Raw genomic sequence first — 16,790 nt, forward strand, 5'->3', positions numbered from 1 at the left:
CCGCGGGGTCTGCTGGCTCCAGCGGAGCAGGAGGGAGCACGGCATGGCGGGTGACGGGGAACCCCCGGGCGCCGAGCAGGAGGAACTGGCGCGGCTACGGGCACGCGTCGCGGCCCTGGAGGCGGAGCGGACCGAACGGCCGAAACACCACCGGGCCCGGTCGGCGCTGGCCGCCGTGCTCATCGTCCTCGGCTGCATCCTGGCGCCGCTGGGCGCGGTCGCCGCGTGGACCGCCGACATCGCAGGGGACACCGACCGCTACGTCGACACGGTCGAACCCCTCGCCCGGGACCGGGACATCCAGAACGCCGTCGCGACCCGGGTCACCGACGCCGTGATGAGCCGCCTCGACCTGACCGCGCTGCTGTCCGAGACCCCGGCCGCGGACCGGCCGCTGGTGCAGAAGGCGCTCGGCAGACTGGGCCCCTCGCTGGAGAACGCGGTCGCCAGCTTCGTGCACGACAAGGCCCAGGCGGTCGTCGCCTCGGACGTCTTCGACAGGATCTGGACCGAGGCCAACCGCCGGGTCCATGACAACGTCGTGAAGGCACTGACCGGCGAAGGCGGCGGCGCCGTGAAGGTCGAGGACGACGCGGTGACCCTGGACCTCGGTCCGGTCGTCGAACGGGTCAAGGAGCGTCTCGTCGACGAGGGCATGACCGTGGCCGGGAAGATCCCCGAGATCCACACCGAGATCACGATCGTTCAGTCGGAGGACATCGGTCGGGCCCAGACGGGGTTCCGGCTGCTCCAGCTCATCGGATTCTGGCTCCCCGTCATCTCGGTCGTGCTGATCGCGGGTGGGGTGCTGCTCGCCGCGCACCGCCGCAAGGCGCTGGTCGCGGGCGCGCTCGGCTTCGCCTTCGCCGTAGGGCTGCTCGGCGTCGTCCTGACCGTCTTCCGCACGGTGTACCTCGACGCCCTGCCCTCCGGCGTCTCGCAGCCCGCCGCCGAGTCGGTGTACGACACCCTGGTCCGTTTCCTGCGCACCAGCGTGCGGGTGGCGGTCGTCCTCGGTGTGGTGGTCGCCCTCGCCGCCTGGCTCACCGGACCCGGCCGCCGGGCCGGGTTCGTACGGCAGATGTGGCACGCGGGCATCGGAGCCGTCCGCTCGACTGCCGAGCGGGCGGGTCTGCGCACCGGCCGGGTGGGCCGCTTCGTCCACCGGCACCGCACCTGGATCTCCTGGCTGCTGGTGGCCGCGGCGGTCCTGGCCTTCGTCCTGTGGCCGTACCCGACCGGCTGGGTCGTGGTCGGCCTGGCCCTCGCCCTGCTCTTCGCGCTCGCGGTCGTCGACTTCGTGGCGGAGGACGAGGCTACGACGGCGTAGACCTCACTCGGTCACGTCGCTGATCCCCAGCCGCAGATGCTCCACGTGATAGACGGCCTGGTCGAGGAGTTCGGCGACATGGTGGTCGTGCAGCGCGTACACCACCGACCGGCCGCGCCGCTCGCCCACCACCAGACCCAGATTGCGCAGCAATCGCAGTTGGTGCGAGCAGGCGGACTGCTCCATGCCCACCTCGGCGGCCAACTCGGTGGCCGGCAGCGGGCCTTCGCGCAGTCGCGCGAGGATCAGCAGGCGGGAGGGGGTGGACAGGGCCTGGAGGGTGGTCGCCACCTTCGCGACATTGTCCGCGTCCAGGCGTACGCGCTCTTCTGCGGTGGTGGTGACGGCTCCATGACCCATGGGCGTATCGTACTCACCACTACACATGAATAGATGAATGAGTCTTCATGTGTTCCTGTATGGTGCCACACGTGTCCACCACACTCGCCCCCGCCCATGCCCCCGCACCCGCCCCGACGGCCCCCCGCCGCCGCACCCGCATCCTCGCGCTGCCCGAGGCCCGCTGGGCGCTCGCCGCGACCGTCGCCTTCCTGCTGGGCCTCGCCCTCGACCTGACCGGCGCGCCCGCCTGGGCCTACGGCCCGCTGTACGCCGTCGCGTATGCCACCGGCGGCTGGGAACCCGCGCTCGAAGGGCTGCGGGCGCTGCGCGAGAAGACCCTCGACGTCGATCTGCTGATGATCGTCGCCGCCCTCGGCGCGGCCTCGATCGGTCAGGTCCTCGACGGCGCCCTGCTGATCGTCATCTTCGCCACCTCCGGCGCCCTGGAGGCCCTGGCCACCGCCCGCACCGCCGACTCCGTGCGCGGCCTGCTCGACCTCGCGCCCACCACCGCCACCCGGCTCACCGACGCCGCCGAGGAGACCGTACCGACCGCCGAACTCTCCGTCGGCGATGTGCTGTTGATCCGCCCCGGCGAGCGCATCGGCGCCGACGGGCAGGTCCTGGACGGCACCAGCGAGGCCGACGAAGCCACCATCACCGGTGAGCCCCTCCCGGTCGTCAAGCGCCCCGGCGACGAGGTCTTCGCGGGCACCCTCAACGGCGCCGGCGCCCTGCGCGTCCGCGTCGAGCGCGACCCCGCCGACTCGGTGATCGCCCGGATCGTCACCCTGGTCGAGGAGGCGTCCCGCACCAAGGCGCCGACGCAGCTGTTCATCGAGAAGATCGAGCAGCGGTACGCCGTCGGCATGGTGCTCGCCACCCTCGCGGTCTTCGGTGTGCCGATGGCGTTCGGTGCCGAGCTGGCCGACGCCCTGCTGCGTGCCATGACCTTCATGATCGTCGCCTCGCCCTGCGCGGTGGTCCTCGCGACCATGCCGCCCCTGCTGTCCGCCATCGCCAACGCCGGACGCCACGGCGTCCTGGTCAAGTCGGCCGTCGCCATGGAACGCCTCGGCGAGATCGACACCGCGGCCCTCGACAAGACCGGCACCCTCACCGAAGGCGCTCCCGAGGTGGCCGACGTACGCCCGCTGCCGGAGTCCGGTCTCGACGAGGACGCCCTCCTCGCCCTGGCCGCGGCCGCCGAGCACCCCAGCGAGCACCCGCTGGCCCGCGCGATCGTCGCCGCCGCCCGTACCCGCGGGCTCGCGCTCGCGCCCGCCGAGGACTTCACCGCCACCCCGGGTCAGGGCGTCACCGCCACCGTCGAGGGGCGCGAAGTGAGCGTGGGCCGCGCCGACGTCGACAGCGACGCCACCGTCGTCCAGGTGAGCCGGGACGGCAAGCCGGTCGGCACCCTCACCCTCACCGACCGCCTGCGCGCCGAGGCCCCCGCCACCACGGCCGCCCTCACCGCCCTGACCGGCTCCGCGCCCGTCCTCCTCACCGGCGACAACTCCGGCGCCGCCGCCCGAGTCGCCGAGGCCACCGGCCTGACCGACGTCCGGGCGGGGCTCCTCCCCGAGGACAAGGTCGACGCCGTACGCGCCCTCCAGGGCCAGGGCCGCAAGGTGCTCTTCGTCGGTGACGGCGTCAACGACGCCCCCGCCCTCGCCGCCGCCCACTCCGGCATCGCCATGGGTCGCGCGGGCTCCGACCTGGCCCTGGAGACGGCGGACGCGGTGATCGTGCGGGACGAGCTGACGACCGTCCCCGCGGTGGTACGGCTGTCCCGGGCCGCGCGTCGGCTGGTGCTGCAGAATCTGGTCATCGCGGGCGTCTTCATCACCGGGCTCGTGCTGTGGGACCTGATCGGACACCTTCCGCTGCCGCTCGGCGTGGCGGGCCACGAGGGCTCGACCGTGCTGGTCGGGCTCAATGGACTGCGGCTCCTGCGTGAATCGGCATGGTCCCAGGACCGCCGAGGTTGATGTCGGATTCTCGCCAGCCTTCCCCCGGCGCGTGCTCGATGCTGGACGCATGCAGAAGGGGATGCACACCGAGACCGAGCACTGCGTGCGGGCCGTCCAGGCCAAGGACGCGCGCTTCGACGGATGGTTCTACACAGCCGTCCTGACCACGGGGATCTACTGCCGGCCGAGCTGTCCGGTGGTCGCGCCCAAGCCCGAGAACATGGTGTTCCACCCGAGCGCGGCCGCCTGTCAGCAGGCCGGCTTCCGGGCCTGCAAGCGGTGCCGTCCGGACGCCAGCCCGGGCTCCCCGGAGTGGAACCAGCGCGCCGACCTCGTGGCCCGCGCCATGCGGCTGATCGCCGACGGTGTGGTCGACCGCGAGGGCGTGCCCGGCCTCGCCGCCCGCCTCGGCTACAGCACCCGGCAGGTCGAACGCCAGCTCCTCGCCGAACTGGGCGCGGGCCCGCTCGCGCTGGCCCGCGCCCAACGCGCCCAAACCGCCCGCTTGTTGATCGAGACGACCCCGCTGCCGATGGCGGAGATCGCCTTCGCCGCCGGCTTCTCCTCCATCCGCACCTTCAACGACACCGTGCGCGAGGTCTTCGCACTCGCGCCGAGCGAGCTACGGTCCCGCGCACCCCGCAAGGCCCCGGGCCACACCCCGGGAGTCCTCACCCTCCGCCTGCCGTTCCGCGCCCCCCTCAACCCCGACAACCTCTTCGGCCACCTCGCGGCGACCGCCGTACCCGGTGTGGAGGAGTGGCGGGACGGCGCCTACCGCCGCACGCTGCGCCTGCCGTACGGCCACGGCATCGTGTCCCTGACCCCGAAGCCCGACCACATCGCCTGCCGCCTCACCCTCAGCGACCTGCGCGACCTGACCGTCGCCATCAGCCGCTGCCGTCGGATGCTCGACCTGGACGCCGATCCGGTCGCCGTCGACGAGCAGCTCAGCACGGACGAGCTGCTCGCACCGCTGGTCGCCAAGGCCCCCGGCCGGCGTGTCCCGCGCACGGTCGACGAGGCGGAGTTCGCCGTACGGGCCGTGCTCGGCCAGCAGGTCTCCACGGCCGCTGCCCGCACCCACGCGGCCCGTCTGGTCACCGCACACGGCGAACCGGTCGACGACCCCGAGGGCGGCCTCACCCACCTCTTCCCGGCGCCCGAGGCACTGGCGGCGGTGGACCCGCAGTCACTGGCGATGCCACGCACCCGCCGTACGACCTTCACCAACCTCGTCGGCCAACTCGCCGACGGCAGCCTCCACTTGGGAGTGGAGAGCGACTGGGCCGAGGCCCGCTCCCGACTCCTCGCCCTCCCCGGCTTCGGCCCCTGGACGGTCGACGTGATCACCATGCGCGCCCTCGGCGACCCGGACGCCTTCCTCCCGACGGACCTCGGAATCCGCCGCGCGGCAGGGGAGTTGGGCCTGCCCTCCACTCCCGCCGCCCTCACGGCCCGCGCCGCCGCCTGGCGGCCCTGGCGGGCGTACGCCGTCCAGTATCTGTGGGCGACCGACAGCCACCCGATCAACTTCCTCCCGGTCTAAGGACGTTCCATGCCTAAGCACACCGTGATCGACAGCCCGTACGGCCCTCTCACCCTCGTCGCCGACGACGGCATCCTGTGCGGCCTCTACATGACCGAGCAGCGCCACCGACCACCGGAGGAGACGTTCGGCGCCCGCGACGACACCGTTTTCGGGGCCGCCGAGGAACAACTGGAGGCCTATTTCGCGGGCGAGTTGAAGGAGTTCACCCTCGAACTGCGCCTGAAAGGCACACCCTTCCAGCACAGCGTCTGGGACCAGCTCCGCCGGATCCCCTACGGCGAGACCCGCTCGTACGGCGATCTCGCCGACGCCCTCGGTAAACCGGGCGCCTCCCGTGCGGTCGGTCTCGCCAACGGCAAGAACCCGATCGGCATCATCGTCCCCTGCCACCGCGTCGTAGGAGCGGGCGGCAGCCTCACGGGGTACGGCGGCGGCCTCGACCGCAAGCAGCGGCTGCTGGAGTTCGAGGGCGGATCGGCGCTCTTCTAGGCCCCCGGCTCACCCGCCCGCTCCGCCGCACTGCGCTCCACGCAGAACTCGTTGCCCTCCGGATCGGCGAGGACCGCCCAGCCCTTGCCGTCCGGGGTGCGGCGGTCGTCGACGATCGTGGCGCCGAGGGCGAGGATCCGCTCGATCTCCTCGTCCCGGGTGCGGTCCTTGGGCTGAAGGTCCAGGTGCACGCGGTTCTTGACGGTCTTGGGCTCCGGGACGGTGACGAAGAGCAGGCCCGCGCCCTCGATCAGCGCGTCCTCGTCTCCCGGCTTGTCGTCCTCGTGCACGGGCAGGCCCAGCACCCGGGACCAGAATTCGGCGAGGCGGTAGGCGTCGGCGGAGTCGATCGTCACATGGCGGATTGCAGAGCTCATGATCGCATTCTGAGCTACTCGGCGAGCCCGCGCAGCAGCTGCGGCAGCGCGGTCCCGATCGGCTCCCGGATCACCTCGTCGGCGCGTTCGTCGTACGGCGTCGGCTCGGCGTTGACGATGACGAGCCGTGCGCCGTGGTCGGCGGCGACCCTGGCGAGGCCCGCCGCGGGCTGTACCTGCAGGCTGGTGCCGACCGCGATGAACACCTGGCACGCCTTGGTGATCGCGACCGCCTCCCCGAGCACGACCGGGTCGAGGCGCTCACCGAACATCACCGTGGCCGACTTCAGGATCCCGCCGCACTCCAGGCACAGCGGATCCTCCTCACCGGCCTCGACCCGGGCGATCGCGTCCTCCATCGGGCCGCGCGCATGGCAGCCGGTGCACACCACGCTGCGTGCGCTGCCGTGCAGTTCGAGCACCTTGCGGGCCGGCATCCCGGCGAGCTGGTGCAGCCCGTCCACGTTCTGCGTGATCACCCTGACCGGCACCCCGGAGCGCTCCAACTCGGCGACCGCGTGGTGCGCGGCGTTCGGCTCGGCCTTCAGGGTGCGGTTCTTGCGCCGCATCTGCCAGGAGCGGCGGCGGATCTCCGGATCGCCCATGTAGTACTCGTACGTCACCAGCTTCTCGGCGTCCGGGTCCCGCCGCCACAGACCGTTCGGCCCGCGGTAGTCGGGGATTCCGGAGTCCGTGCTGATACCGGCGCCGCTGAGGAGGGCGACGAGGGGCTTGGTCATGTCACCGAGGGTAGGCGGGGGGCCGCAGCTGCGGCGAACGGATATTCGGGTCGCGGGGCACGCGCCGGTGATAGCGTCCGCGCATGGCCAAGGTCACCGTCTCCCTCGACGCCGAACTCGTCGTCGAGGTCATGGTCCTCGCCGGCGTGGGCAGCCCCCAGGACGCCGTCGAGCTCGTCATCCGCGACTACATCGAGCGCGGTCACCGCACCGAGGCCCGCGTCGCCGAACGCGACGACGCGCTGCGCGAGATGGACGCCAAACCCAGGGACGTCGAGGGCTGAACCCTGCCGGGCCGGATCAGCCGACCCGGTGCCCGTTCTCCAGTTCCGCCGTGCCCCCGCCGTCCGCGAGGACGTCCAGCGCGACCAGCACCCGACGGCCCAGGGCGCCCGGCAGATACTCGGTGAGCTCCTCGCGCGGGACCAGACGCCACGACAGCAACTCCTCCTCCTGGAGCCGGATCGCCTTGAAGTCGTCCTCGCCGAGGACGCCACCGTCGTACAAATAGGCGACCAGGGGCGGCCGGGCCGTGCCGCGTACCCAGTCCACCGCGAGCAGCGGGCCGAGTTCCAGGTCGAGCCCGATCTCCTCGGCCGTCTCCCGGCGGGCCCCCTGACGCGGGGTCTCGCCGTCGTCGGACTCGACCGTACCGCCCGGAAGTGCCCAGCCCTCACGGTAGTTGGGCTCGACGAGCAGCACCCGCCCCTCCGCGTCCCGGAACAGGGCGGCGGCACCGGCGAGGACGCGGGGGAGTCCCGCGATATACGTGGCGAAGTCCTGAGTGGTCATCCAGGAAGGGTAACGAGCCGGGGACCCCTGGCACCCAACTGAGCAAACGATCGATTCGATCAATTCGACCGGATGTATTGAGCGTTTGCTTCGTCGGGTGCTAGAAAGCGCTCACATTGCAGCGGCAACGCCCCCCGGCCGCTCCCGTCTCTCTGCCCCCGGAGACTCCATGACGCCCCCCTGGTCCCGACGTCGCTTCCTCGCCGCCACCGGCGGTTCCACCTGCGCACTCGCTCTCGCGGGCGCGGCCACCGCCGCACCGCCCGCAGCCGCAGCCGAGCCGGACGAGTTCGCCACCCTGCGCGCGAAGTGGCGCACCCTCCTCCTCGGCGAAGGCTTCAGCCCGACCGCCGAACCCTTCAAGTCCAAGCTGACCGCACTCGGTTCGCTGGCCGCCCAGTACCAGGCGGCCATGGCCCCGGCCACCGGATTCCTGTGGCCCACGCTGGTCTTCGCCGACCCCGAACCCGACAAGGACACCGAGTCCTACGGCTACTCGGCGAACATCCAGAACAGCTACAACCGCCTCAAGACCATGGCGGAGGCCTACTGCCAGCCCGGCACCGGCGTCACCGGCGACGCACAGCTCAAGGCCGACATCCTCACCGGCCTCGACCACCTGAAAAGCCAGGTCTACAACGCAGGCCAGGCCGCCTACGGCAATTGGTACAACTGGCAGATCGGCGCCCCGCAGGCCCTGCTCGACATCTCCCTGATGATGTACGAGCACCTGACGGCCGACCGGATCGCCGCCACCGTCGCCGCGATCGACCACTTCGTCCCCGACTCCGCCGTCGCCTCCTACACCGGCACCAGCACCGGCGCCAACCGCATCGACCTGTGTCGGGTGCTCGCCCTGCGCGGCCTCCTCGACGGCACCGCCACCAAGATCGCCCTCGCCCGGGACGCCATCTCCCCGGTCTTCCCCTACGTCACCACCGGCGACGGCCTGTACGCCGACGGCTCGCTCATCCAGCACACCTGGGTGCCCTACACCGGCAGTTACGGCGCCGTCCTGATCGACGGCCTCAGCAAACTGTTCGCCCTGCTCGGCGGATCGGCCTGGGAGGTCACCGACCCGCAGCGCCAACTCTTCCTGGACTCGGTGGAGTCGGCGTACGCCCCCTTCCTGCACAACGGACTCATGATGGACGGCGTCTCGGGCCGCGCCATCAGCCGCGGCGTCTACGCGAGCAACCCCGCCGTCCAGCAGGACGACCACCTGCGAGGCCATGTCGTCGTCGCCCACATCCTGCTGCTCGGTCAGGGCGCGAGCGCCGCGGAGAACGCCCGCTGGAAGTCGCTGGCCAAGGGTTGGTACCAGCGGGACGCCCACTGCGATGTCACCGCGGGCAGCACACTCGGCGTGGCCCCGCTCTCCCGGGTCCTCGCGGTCCTCGACGACACCACGGTCGCCCCGCTGCCCGAACCGGCGGGCCACAAGGTCTTCCCCGGCATGGACCGGGCGGTGCACCGCGCCACCGGCTGGGCCGCCTCGGTCAGCATGGCCTCGGAGCGCATCACCTACTACGAGAACGGCAACGGCGAGAACCTCCGCGCCTGGCACACCGGTTCGGGGATGCTCTACTGGTGGGCCGACGGCGACGGCGGCCAGTACAGCGACGGCTACTGGCCGACCGTGGACCCCTACCGGCTGCCCGGCACCACCGCCTCCCTCAAGCCCCTGGCCGACGGCGAGGGCGGCATCTGGGGCGCGGCCCGGCCCGCGGCGGCGTGGGTGGGCGGCACGACGGACGGCACCTACGGCGTGACCGGCCAGCACCTGAAGGGGCTGTCCGCCACGCTCGAGGCCCGCAAGTCCTGGTTCTTCCTCGACGACGCCGTGGTCTGCCTGGGCGCGGGGATCAGCGCCTCCGACGGGACCGGCGTCGTCACGGTCGTCGACAACCGCAACCTCGGTGCGAACGGCACCGCCGCCCTGACGCTCGACGGCCGCACTCAGTCGTCCGACACCACGACCAAGGCCCACTGGGCCCACCTCGAAGGCCACGGCGGCTATGTCTTCCCCGGCGGCACGGACCTGACCACCCTGCGCGAAGAACGCACCGGCACCTGGAAGGCGATCAACACCGGCTGCTCCGACACCCCGGTCACCCGCCGCTACGCGACCCTGCTCGCCGACCACGGCACCGACCCCACGGACGCCTCCTACGCCTACGTGCTGCTGCCGGGCGCGAGCGCACGGCGCACCGCGGAACGGGCCGGCGACCGCGACTGGCTGGTCCCCCTCGCCAACTCCCCGCGCGCACAGGGCGTGCGGGTGCCCTCCCGGGGCTTCACCGGCGTCAACTTCTGGGAGCCCGGAACGGTCGGAAAGATTGCGGCGAGTGCCCCGGTGAGCGTGTTGATCAGAGAGCGCCGCGACGGTACGGCGGTGATCGCGGTGGCCGATCCGGCCCGCGAGGTGACCGGGCTGACCCTCACCTGGAAGCGGCCGGTCAAGTCGGTCGTATCGAAGGCGTCCGCGGTCACCTCGGTCGACACGGGCGCCGAACTGACCGTCACCTTCGGTGATCTGAGCAAGACGGTCGGCGCCACCCACAAGCTCACCGTCCGGCTCGTGTGAAGGGAGCAGTCATGCGTACCGGCCTGCATACCCTCTCCGTCCTCGCCGCCTGCGTCGTCCTGCTGACGGCGTCGCCCGCCTCCGCCGCCGTCACCTGGGACGGCGACGCGGCGGGCGGCACCGGGGTCTTCGCCGGGGTCGAGTGCGAGGACCCCGGCAGTGTCACCGTCGACGTCCGCGAGGACCGCGGCTCGATCTTCAAGTTCAACAAGCCCACCGGGCTGCGCCGTTGCGAGGCACGGGGCATCCGTGTCGACGGCTACGAGTACGTCTTCGAGAACAACACGACGTACTGGCTGGGCTGGGAGACGGCGACCAACACCGACGACGCGGCGACGATCTTCCAGTGGAAGTCGTATCCCAACAGCACCCAGAACTACCCGGTGCTGATGAAGGTCGAGGCCGGTCAGCTGCGGCTCTTCCACATCACGGCGGACGGAACCTGGGTCCTGCTGTGGAGCCAGGCGATCACCGTGAGCACCTGGAAGCACATCGCGCTCGGCATCCACAGCTCGGACTCGGCGTCCGCGGGCTGGATCGAGCTGTACTACAAGGGGGTCGGGCAGACATTCACCGACGGCTCCAGCCGCTACTACGGCCGCACCTGGGACACCCTGAACAAACCCAAGTGGGGCACGTACGGCGCCGAGATCGAGAACGCGGCGGCGATCAACTGGATCGACAGTCTGAAGGTCGGCACGACGTACGCGGACGTGGCGCCCTGACCGTCACTCACCGCCGATCAGCCGCACCGTCCGCTCCGCCAGCTCGCTGATCCGCACGCCGTCGAACCCGAACACGGCACTGCGCACCGTGTCCTCCAACGGGTCCCGCCACTGCGCGGGAATCGCCTCCGCCCCGGTCAGCACCCCGGCCACCGACCCGGCGGTGGCCCCGTTGGAGTCGGTGTCCAGACCACCGCGCACCGTCAGCGTGATGGTGCGGGTGAAGTCGCCGTCGCCGTACAGAAGTCCCGCGGTAAGGACGGCGGCGTTCGGGACAGTGTGGATCCAGCCGAGCCCCGCGGTCTCCTCGGACACCGTGGTGAGGGTGTCCTCCCAGGTCATCCGGGTGTCGTGGAGCGAGATCACCCGGCGCACGGTACGGGCGAGGCGGCTGCTCGCCGGGATGACGGCGAGGGCTTGGTCGAGGGCGTGCCGGACGGTGGGCGCGCCGAACGCCGCCGACACCAGCGCCGCCGCCCACATCGCGCCGTACACACCATTGCCGGTGTGCGACAGCACCGCGTCCCGGCGGGCCAGGGAGGCGGCGCGGCTCGGGGCGGCGGGGCAGGTCCAGCCGTAGATGTCGGCCCGGATCAGGGCGCCGATCCACTCCTGGTACGGATTGTCGTAGGTGGCCGTCAGCGGCGGCTTGAGCCCGTTGGCGAGGTTCCGGTACGCCGCCCGCTCGGCCGTGAAGGTCTGGAGGTACGGCAGCCGCAGCAGCCACAGGTCGCCGACCTGCTCGGTACTGAAGGCGAAGCCGTGCGTCTCGAGCAGGTCCAGTCCGAGGATGGCGTAATCGACGTCGTCGTCTCGGCAACTGCCATGGATCCGCCCGCGCACGCACTGCCGCCACTCGGGGCGCAGCTCGAAGACGTCGTCGTCGCCGGGCGGCGGCTCGGGCAGATAGTCGGTGAGCGGCAGCGCGGCGGCCCGCCGCAAGTATCGGTCGATCCGATCCCGCGTCCACAGGTCGCCCTGCTCGACCGGTTTCCCCAGCATGTTCCCAGCGATCCGGCCCAGCCAGCCTCCAAGAACGCGGTCGGCGAGCTCTGGCTCCGTACCCACAGGGGTCATACGACCGGTCTACCCGATTCCGAGGGGGGCGGACAGCGGGGCGGGGGTCGGGGTTCCCGGCGGGCCCGGACCTGGGGCGGCAGGTGGGTCCAGGGAGCGGGCGGGGCATGACGGGGAGGGTGTCCTGCGGTTAAGGTCGCAGCGGCGCGACTGGCCTTGACATGCGCGAGGCCCGGAGAGCAAGGGGATCACAGGTGACACAGCGCGTGCTCATCGCCGCGGACAAGTTCAAGGGCTCGCTGACGGCCGTACAGGTCGCCGAGCGGGTGACGGCCGGACTGCGGCAGGTCGTGCCCGACGTAGACGTCGAGGCGCTGCCCGTGGCCGACGGCGGCGACGGCACCGTGGACGCGGCGGTCGCGGCCGGATTCGAGCGGCGTGAGGTCCTCGTCGCCGGGCCGCTCGGTGACGAGGTCACGGCGGCGTTCGCGCTGCGCGGTGACACGGCCGTCGTCGAGATGGCCGAGGCCAGTGGGCTCCAGCGGCTCCCGGCGGGCGTCTTCGCGCCCCTCACGGCCTCCACCTACGGCTCGGGGGAGCTGCTGCGCGCCGCGCTGGACGCCGGTGCGCGGACGATCGTCTTCGGCGTCGGCGGCAGTGCTACGACGGACGGTGGCGCCGGGATGCTGTCCGCGCTGGGAGCGCGGTTCCTGGACGCGGACGGGGAGCCGGTGACGCCGGGTGGCGGGGGACTGGGTGACCTGGTCTCGGCGGATCTGTCGGGCCTGGACCCGCGTCTGTCCTCCGTCGAACTGGTGCTCGCGAGCGACGTGGACAACCCCCTGACCGGTCCGAAGGGCGCCCCGGCGGTGTACGGACCCCAGAAGGGTGCCTCACCGGATGACGTGGCGAGCCTGGACGCGGCGCTGGCGCACTTCGCGAAGGTGCTCGAGGGGGCGATCGGATCCAAGGCCGCCGAGTACGCGGCCTCGCCGGGCGCGGGGGCGGCCGGTGGCATCGGCTACGGCGCGCTGCTCCTCGGCGCCAGGTTCCGCCCCGGCATCGAGGTCATGCTCGACGTGCTGGGCTTCGCGCCGGCGCTGGAGCGGGTGGACCTGGTGATCACGGGTGAGGGCTCGCTGGACGAGCAGACGCTGCATGGCAAGGCGCCGGCAGGTGTCGCGGCGGCGGCGCGGGCGGCGGGCAAGGAGGTCGTGGCGGTGTGCGGCCGACTGGCACTCCCGCCGGAGGCGCTCGGCCGGGCCGGGATCCGCCGCGTGTACGCCCTGACGGAGATCGAGCCGGACGTCGCGAAGTGCATCGCGGACGCCGGGCCCATCCTGGAACGCTCGGCGGCCCGAATCGCCGAGGACTTCCTGCGCTGACCAGAGCGTTTCCTCGCTCCCGGGCGAAAAGCGAAAGGCCCCGAACCGTAACCGGTCCGGGGCCCCGCTCAGCGGAGCGCTACGGCAGTTGCGCCGCCCGCGCCTCACGCCGGTTGTCCCTGAAGTTGTTCACCCGGCGAGCCGTGGCGAACAGGGGAATCACCGCGCCCATGACCAGCTGCAGCGCACAGCCCGTCTGAAGGAGAAGCTGACCGCTCGGGGCATCGAACGCCCACGCCGTCAGCAGCCCCATCGAGAGCACGATCCACGCCAGCATCGCCACCGCGAGGCGCCCCCGCGGCTTCGGATACTCGACCCGGCTCACCATCAGCCACGCCGTACCCAGAATCGCCAGCAGCGTCGCCACGAAGGGCAGCTCGAGCAACACGATCGAGACGACCGTCAGTGCCCCGAACGGCGAGGGCATGCCCTGGAACATGCCGTTCGGCGGCGTCACACACGAGAACCGCGCAAGCCGCAGCACCACCGCCAGCAGCACCACGATCGCGCCGACCGCCGCCACTCTCTGATGCGCATCGTCCGCGACCATGCCGTAGACCAGGACGAAGTACGCCGGAGCCAGGCCGAAGCTGATCAGGTCGGAGAGGTTGTCCAGCTCCGCGCCCATGGGCGACGAGCGGAGCTTGCGCGCGACCAGGCCGTCGAACAGGTCGAAGACCGCTGCGCACAGCATCAGGATCACGGCGGTCGCCGCGCTGTGCCGGGCCATGCCCGACTCCTGGCTGCCGGTGAGGTGCGGGATCAAGATCCCCGTGGTGGTGAAGTACACCGCCATGAACCCGCACGTGGCATTGCCGAGGGTGAGGGTGTCCGCTATCGAGAGGCGGAGAGAGAGGGGCATCTCCTCCTCTTCGTCCACCTCGTCCGCCTCGGGCACCCAGCCCGTCTGTGTCTCCGGATCAATCACGGTCAATGCGAGTCACCCCAGCCACGGTCTTCTGCCCGACCTCGACCGCGACCTCCACGCCCTCGGGCAGGTAGATGTCGACACGCGAGCCGAAGCGGATCAGACCGATCCGGTCACCCTGCTCGACCTTCGTCCCCTGCGGGATGTACGGCACGATGCGACGGGCGACCGCGCCGGCGATCTGGATCATCTCGATGTCGCCGAGTTCGGTGTCGAAATGCCAGACTACGCGCTCGTTGTTCTCGCTCTCCTTGTTGAACGCCGGAACGAACCCACCCGGGATGTGCTCGACCGAGGTCACCGTGCCGGAGAGGGGCGCGCGGTTGACGTGGACGTTGAGCGGGCTCATGAAGATCGCGACGCGGGTGCGCCCGTCCTTCCACGGCATGATGCTCTGCACCACACCGTCGGCGGGCGAGATGACCCGGCCCTGGGCGATCTCGCGCTCGGGGTCGCGGAAGAACCACAGCATGCCCGCCGCGAGGGCGGTGGCGGGCACGGCCACGGCCTTGGCGGCGCCGGAGCGGCGGGCCTTGGCCAGGCTGAGGGCTGCGGTGGCGACGGTCGGGAGAAGCCACGGCGATGCTCCGCGCGCGAGGCGTACGCCGGCCCGGCTGTCGCGAGGTGCAGAGGTTTGGCTGTGGGGCATGGATGACCTTCGTAGCGGATGATGCCGCGCAGTGAGGGGGGACGGCGGCTTTCCCGGGATCGTACCGGTCGCGGGCCACAACTGGGCAAGCCAGGAAGCCGAGTCGGCAGCCGAAGAGTGTTGACGGGGTGTGATCTTCTTCTCGAAGAAAACACCCCGAACCCGGACATCTAGCCCTGGAATCGATACTCTTCGAGCAACCTGCGCCCGATGATCATTTTCTGGATCTCGGCGGTACCTTCACCGATCAGCAGCATCGGAGCCTCACGGTAGAGGCGCTCGATCTCGTACTCCTTGGAGAAGCCGTAGCCGCCGTGGATCCGGAAGGAGTCCTCCACGACCTCCTTGCAGTACTCGGAGGCGAGGTACTTCGCCATCCCAGCCTCAAGGTCGTTTCGTTCCCCGGAGTCCTTTTTGCGAGCCGCGTTCACCATCATCGCATGGGCGGCCTCGACCTTGGTAGCCATCTCGGCCAGCTTGAACTGGATCGCCTGGTGCTGAGCGATCGGCTTGCCGAAAGTGTGACGCTGCTGGGCGTACTGGACACCGAGTTCGAACGCACGCTGAGCGACACCGCAACCACGCGCCGCCACGTTGACGCGGCCGACTTCCACGCCGTCCATCATTTGGTAAAAACCTCGGCCGGTGACCCCGCCGAGCACCCGGTCGGCGGGAATCCGCAGGCCATCCATGATGAGTTCGGTGGTGTCCACCCCCTTGTACCCCATCTTGTCGATCTTGCCCGGAATGGTCAGGCCGGGGCGGACCTCACCGAAGCCGGGCTCCTTCTCGACGAGGAAGGTCGTCATCGACTTGTGGGGCTTGGCGGCTGCCTCCTCCGGAGAGAGACCTTCGTCACTTCGCACCAGAACGGCCACCAGAGACGACGTTCCGCCGTTCGTCAGCCACATCTTCTGACCGTTCAGGACGTACTCGTCGCCGTCCTTGACCGCCTTGGACGTGATCGCCGACACGTCCGAGCCCAGCGCGGGCTCCGACATCGAGAAGGCGCCGCGGATGTCGCCGGCCGCCATGCGCGGCAGGAAGTGGTCCTTCTGCTCCTGCGTGCCGTGCTGCTTGAGCATGTACGCCACGATGAAGTGGGTGTTGATGATGCCGGACACCGACATCCAGCCGCGGGCGATCTCCTCGACGCACAGGGCGTACGTCAGGAGCGACTCGCCCAGACCGCCGTACTCCTCCGGGATCATCAGGCCGAACAGGCCCAACTCCTTGAGGCCGTCGACGATCTGCTGCGGATACTCGTCGCGGTGCTCCAGCTCGGTCGCGACCGGAATGATCTCCTTGTCCACGAAGTCGCGGACGGTGGACAGGATCTCCTGCTGGATATCGGTCAGACCGGCGGTCTGGGCGAGTCGCGCCATGGCTACTTCTCCTGCTCCTTGAGCTCGGGGCGGCCCGGCTGCTCGCCGCCGCGCTCCTTGATGTACGTCTCGGTCGGCACCATCACCTTGCGGCGGAACACACAGACCAGCGTGCCGTCCTGCTTGTAGCCCTTGGTCTCGACGTAGACGATGCCGCGGTCGTTCTTCGACTTCGACGGCCACTTGTCGAGCACCGTCGTCTGGCCGTAGATGGTGTCGCCGTGGAAGGTCGGCGCCACATGCTTGAGCGACTCGATCTCCAGGTTGGCGATGGCCTTTCCGGAGATGTCCGGGACGGACATGCCGAGCAGCAGCGAGTAGATGTAGTTCCCGACGACGACGTTCTTGCCGAAGTCCGTCGTCTTCTCCGCATAGTTGGTGTCCATGTGGAGCGGGTGGTGGTTCATGGTGAGGAGACAGAACAGGTGGTCGTCGTACTCGGTGACCGTCTTTCCCGGCCAGTGCTTGTACGTCGCCCCGACCTCGAACTCCTCATACGTGCGTCCGAACTGCATC

General features: G+C 70.6%; 17 protein-coding genes. 8 read left to right on the forward strand and 9 right to left on the reverse strand.

Annotated features, from left to right (window positions below):
- Positions 1 to 43: 43 nt before the first annotated feature.
- On the forward strand, positions 44 to 1,330 hold the full coding sequence (locus OHT76_RS34720) for a hypothetical protein (RefSeq protein ID WP_328874818.1): 1,287 nt from the start codon (positions 44 to 46) through the stop codon (positions 1,328 to 1,330).
- Between the two features lie 3 nt (positions 1,331 to 1,333).
- On the opposite strand, the gene OHT76_RS34725 is transcribed toward OHT76_RS34720, so the two are convergent.
- Positions 1,334 to 1,690 (reverse strand): ArsR/SmtB family transcription factor, encoded by a 357-nt coding sequence (locus OHT76_RS34725; RefSeq protein ID WP_328874819.1) that lies wholly within the window; start codon positions 1,688 to 1,690, stop codon positions 1,334 to 1,336.
- Between the two features lie 59 nt (positions 1,691 to 1,749).
- Between OHT76_RS34725 and OHT76_RS34730 the strand changes: the two genes are divergently transcribed.
- The 3 genes from OHT76_RS34730 to OHT76_RS34740 are packed head-to-tail and all read left to right on the forward strand — an operon-like array spanning position 1,750 to position 5,689.
- Positions 1,750 to 3,666 (forward strand): heavy metal translocating P-type ATPase, encoded by a 1,917-nt coding sequence (locus tag OHT76_RS34730; RefSeq protein WP_328874820.1) that lies wholly within the window; start codon positions 1,750 to 1,752, stop codon positions 3,664 to 3,666.
- A 49-nt stretch (positions 3,667 to 3,715) separates the two neighbouring features.
- Positions 3,716 to 5,197: an AlkA N-terminal domain-containing protein gene (locus OHT76_RS34735; RefSeq protein WP_328874821.1), complete on the forward strand. Its 1,482-nt coding sequence runs from the start codon at positions 3,716 to 3,718 to the stop codon at positions 5,195 to 5,197.
- Positions 5,198 to 5,206: 9 nt separating this feature from the next.
- Positions 5,207 to 5,689: a methylated-DNA--[protein]-cysteine S-methyltransferase gene (locus OHT76_RS34740; protein ID WP_328874822.1), complete on the forward strand. Its 483-nt coding sequence runs from the start codon at positions 5,207 to 5,209 to the stop codon at positions 5,687 to 5,689.
- Here the strand turns inward: OHT76_RS34740 and OHT76_RS34745 are convergent.
- Complete coding sequence (locus OHT76_RS34745) at positions 5,686 to 6,066, reverse strand: VOC family protein (protein WP_328874823.1); 381 nt, start codon at positions 6,064 to 6,066, stop codon at positions 5,686 to 5,688. The two genes, OHT76_RS34740 and OHT76_RS34745, sit on opposite strands and share 4 nt — an antisense overlap.
- Positions 6,067 to 6,080: 14 nt before the next feature.
- On the reverse strand, positions 6,081 to 6,806 hold the full coding sequence (locus tag OHT76_RS34750; protein ID WP_328874824.1) for an SIR2 family NAD-dependent protein deacylase: 726 nt from the start codon (positions 6,804 to 6,806) through the stop codon (positions 6,081 to 6,083).
- A gap of 83 nt (positions 6,807 to 6,889) precedes the next feature.
- Here OHT76_RS34750 and OHT76_RS34755 point away from each other — a divergent pair, with 83 nt between their 5' ends.
- The gene (locus tag OHT76_RS34755) at positions 6,890 to 7,090 is read left to right on the forward strand and encodes a type II toxin-antitoxin system VapB family antitoxin (RefSeq protein WP_328874825.1); all 201 of its coding nucleotides are present in this window, start codon (positions 6,890 to 6,892) and stop codon (positions 7,088 to 7,090) included.
- 16 nt (positions 7,091 to 7,106) lie between these two features.
- Here OHT76_RS34755 and OHT76_RS34760 read toward each other — a convergent pair whose 3' ends face one another.
- Positions 7,107 to 7,598, reverse strand: coding sequence for an NUDIX hydrolase (locus OHT76_RS34760; RefSeq protein ID WP_328874826.1), 492 nt, complete (start codon positions 7,596 to 7,598; stop codon positions 7,107 to 7,109).
- 169 nt (positions 7,599 to 7,767) lie between these two features.
- Here OHT76_RS34760 and OHT76_RS34765 point away from each other — a divergent pair, with 169 nt between their 5' ends.
- The gene (locus OHT76_RS34765) at positions 7,768 to 10,185 is read left to right on the forward strand and encodes a polysaccharide lyase 8 family protein (protein ID WP_328874827.1); all 2,418 of its coding nucleotides are present in this window, start codon (positions 7,768 to 7,770) and stop codon (positions 10,183 to 10,185) included.
- 11 nt (positions 10,186 to 10,196) lie between these two features.
- On the forward strand, positions 10,197 to 10,910 hold the full coding sequence (locus OHT76_RS34770; protein ID WP_328874828.1) for a hypothetical protein: 714 nt from the start codon (positions 10,197 to 10,199) through the stop codon (positions 10,908 to 10,910).
- 3 nt (positions 10,911 to 10,913) lie between these two features.
- Here OHT76_RS34770 and OHT76_RS34775 read toward each other — a convergent pair whose 3' ends face one another.
- On the reverse strand, positions 10,914 to 11,987 hold the full coding sequence (locus tag OHT76_RS34775) for an ADP-ribosylglycohydrolase family protein (protein WP_328874829.1): 1,074 nt from the start codon (positions 11,985 to 11,987) through the stop codon (positions 10,914 to 10,916).
- A 206-nt stretch (positions 11,988 to 12,193) separates the two neighbouring features.
- On the opposite strand from OHT76_RS34775, the gene OHT76_RS34780 reads away from it, so the two are divergent.
- Positions 12,194 to 13,312 (forward strand): glycerate kinase, encoded by a 1,119-nt coding sequence (locus OHT76_RS34780; RefSeq protein ID WP_328876699.1) that lies wholly within the window; start codon positions 12,194 to 12,196, stop codon positions 13,310 to 13,312.
- 79 nt (positions 13,313 to 13,391) lie between these two features.
- Here the strand turns inward: OHT76_RS34780 and pssA are convergent, their stop codons facing one another.
- The 4 genes from pssA to OHT76_RS34800 all read right to left on the reverse strand — a co-directional run bounded on the left by pssA (position 13,392) and on the right by OHT76_RS34800 (position 16,789).
- The gene (gene pssA / locus OHT76_RS34785; protein WP_328876700.1) at positions 13,392 to 14,210 is read right to left on the reverse strand and encodes a CDP-diacylglycerol--serine O-phosphatidyltransferase; all 819 of its coding nucleotides are present in this window, start codon (positions 14,208 to 14,210) and stop codon (positions 13,392 to 13,394) included.
- 22 nt (positions 14,211 to 14,232) lie between these two features.
- Positions 14,233 to 14,889: a phosphatidylserine decarboxylase gene (locus OHT76_RS34790; RefSeq protein ID WP_250077252.1), complete on the reverse strand. Its 657-nt coding sequence runs from the start codon at positions 14,887 to 14,889 to the stop codon at positions 14,233 to 14,235.
- Between the two features lie 170 nt (positions 14,890 to 15,059).
- On the reverse strand, positions 15,060 to 16,274 hold the full coding sequence (locus OHT76_RS34795) for an acyl-CoA dehydrogenase family protein (RefSeq protein WP_328874830.1): 1,215 nt from the start codon (positions 16,272 to 16,274) through the stop codon (positions 15,060 to 15,062).
- Positions 16,275 to 16,276: 2 nt separating this feature from the next.
- The gene (locus OHT76_RS34800) at positions 16,277 to 16,789 is read right to left on the reverse strand and encodes a MaoC family dehydratase (protein ID WP_030948303.1); all 513 of its coding nucleotides are present in this window, start codon (positions 16,787 to 16,789) and stop codon (positions 16,277 to 16,279) included.
- Position 16,790 lies beyond the last annotated feature (1 nt).

It is taken from the genome of Streptomyces sp. NBC_00287 (assembly GCF_036173105.1).
Lineage (GTDB): Bacteria > Actinomycetota > Actinomycetes > Streptomycetales > Streptomycetaceae > Streptomyces.

Excerpts from the sequence above, each read along its gene's own strand:
- OHT76_RS34720 (WP_328874818.1), top strand. The coding sequence starts at position 44 with ATGGCGGGTGACGGGGAACCCCCGGGCGCCGAGCAGGAGGAACTGGCG.
- OHT76_RS34760 (WP_328874826.1), bottom strand. The coding sequence starts at position 7,598 with ATGACCACTCAGGACTTCGCCACGTATATCGCGGGACTCCCCCGCGTC.
- OHT76_RS34735 (WP_328874821.1), top strand. The coding sequence starts at position 3,716 with ATGCAGAAGGGGATGCACACCGAGACCGAGCACTGCGTGCGGGCCGTC.
- OHT76_RS34775 (WP_328874829.1), bottom strand. The coding sequence starts at position 11,987 with ATGACCCCTGTGGGTACGGAGCCAGAGCTCGCCGACCGCGTTCTTGGA.
- OHT76_RS34730 (WP_328874820.1), top strand. The coding sequence starts at position 1,750 with ATGGTGCCACACGTGTCCACCACACTCGCCCCCGCCCATGCCCCCGCA.
- OHT76_RS34800 (WP_030948303.1), bottom strand. The coding sequence starts at position 16,789 with ATGCAGTTCGGACGCACGTATGAGGAGTTCGAGGTCGGGGCGACGTAC.
- OHT76_RS34790 (WP_250077252.1), bottom strand. The coding sequence starts at position 14,889 with ATGCCCCACAGCCAAACCTCTGCACCTCGCGACAGCCGGGCCGGCGTA.
- OHT76_RS34725 (WP_328874819.1), bottom strand. The coding sequence starts at position 1,690 with ATGGGTCATGGAGCCGTCACCACCACCGCAGAAGAGCGCGTACGCCTG.
- OHT76_RS34745 (WP_328874823.1), bottom strand. The coding sequence starts at position 6,066 with ATGAGCTCTGCAATCCGCCATGTGACGATCGACTCCGCCGACGCCTAC.
- OHT76_RS34795 (WP_328874830.1), bottom strand. The coding sequence starts at position 16,274 with ATGGCGCGACTCGCCCAGACCGCCGGTCTGACCGATATCCAGCAGGAG.
- OHT76_RS34765 (WP_328874827.1), top strand. The coding sequence starts at position 7,768 with ATGACGCCCCCCTGGTCCCGACGTCGCTTCCTCGCCGCCACCGGCGGT.
- OHT76_RS34755 (WP_328874825.1), top strand. The coding sequence starts at position 6,890 with ATGGCCAAGGTCACCGTCTCCCTCGACGCCGAACTCGTCGTCGAGGTC.
- OHT76_RS34770 (WP_328874828.1), top strand. The coding sequence starts at position 10,197 with ATGCGTACCGGCCTGCATACCCTCTCCGTCCTCGCCGCCTGCGTCGTC.
- OHT76_RS34750 (WP_328874824.1), bottom strand. The coding sequence starts at position 6,806 with ATGACCAAGCCCCTCGTCGCCCTCCTCAGCGGCGCCGGTATCAGCACG.
- OHT76_RS34740 (WP_328874822.1), top strand. The coding sequence starts at position 5,207 with ATGCCTAAGCACACCGTGATCGACAGCCCGTACGGCCCTCTCACCCTC.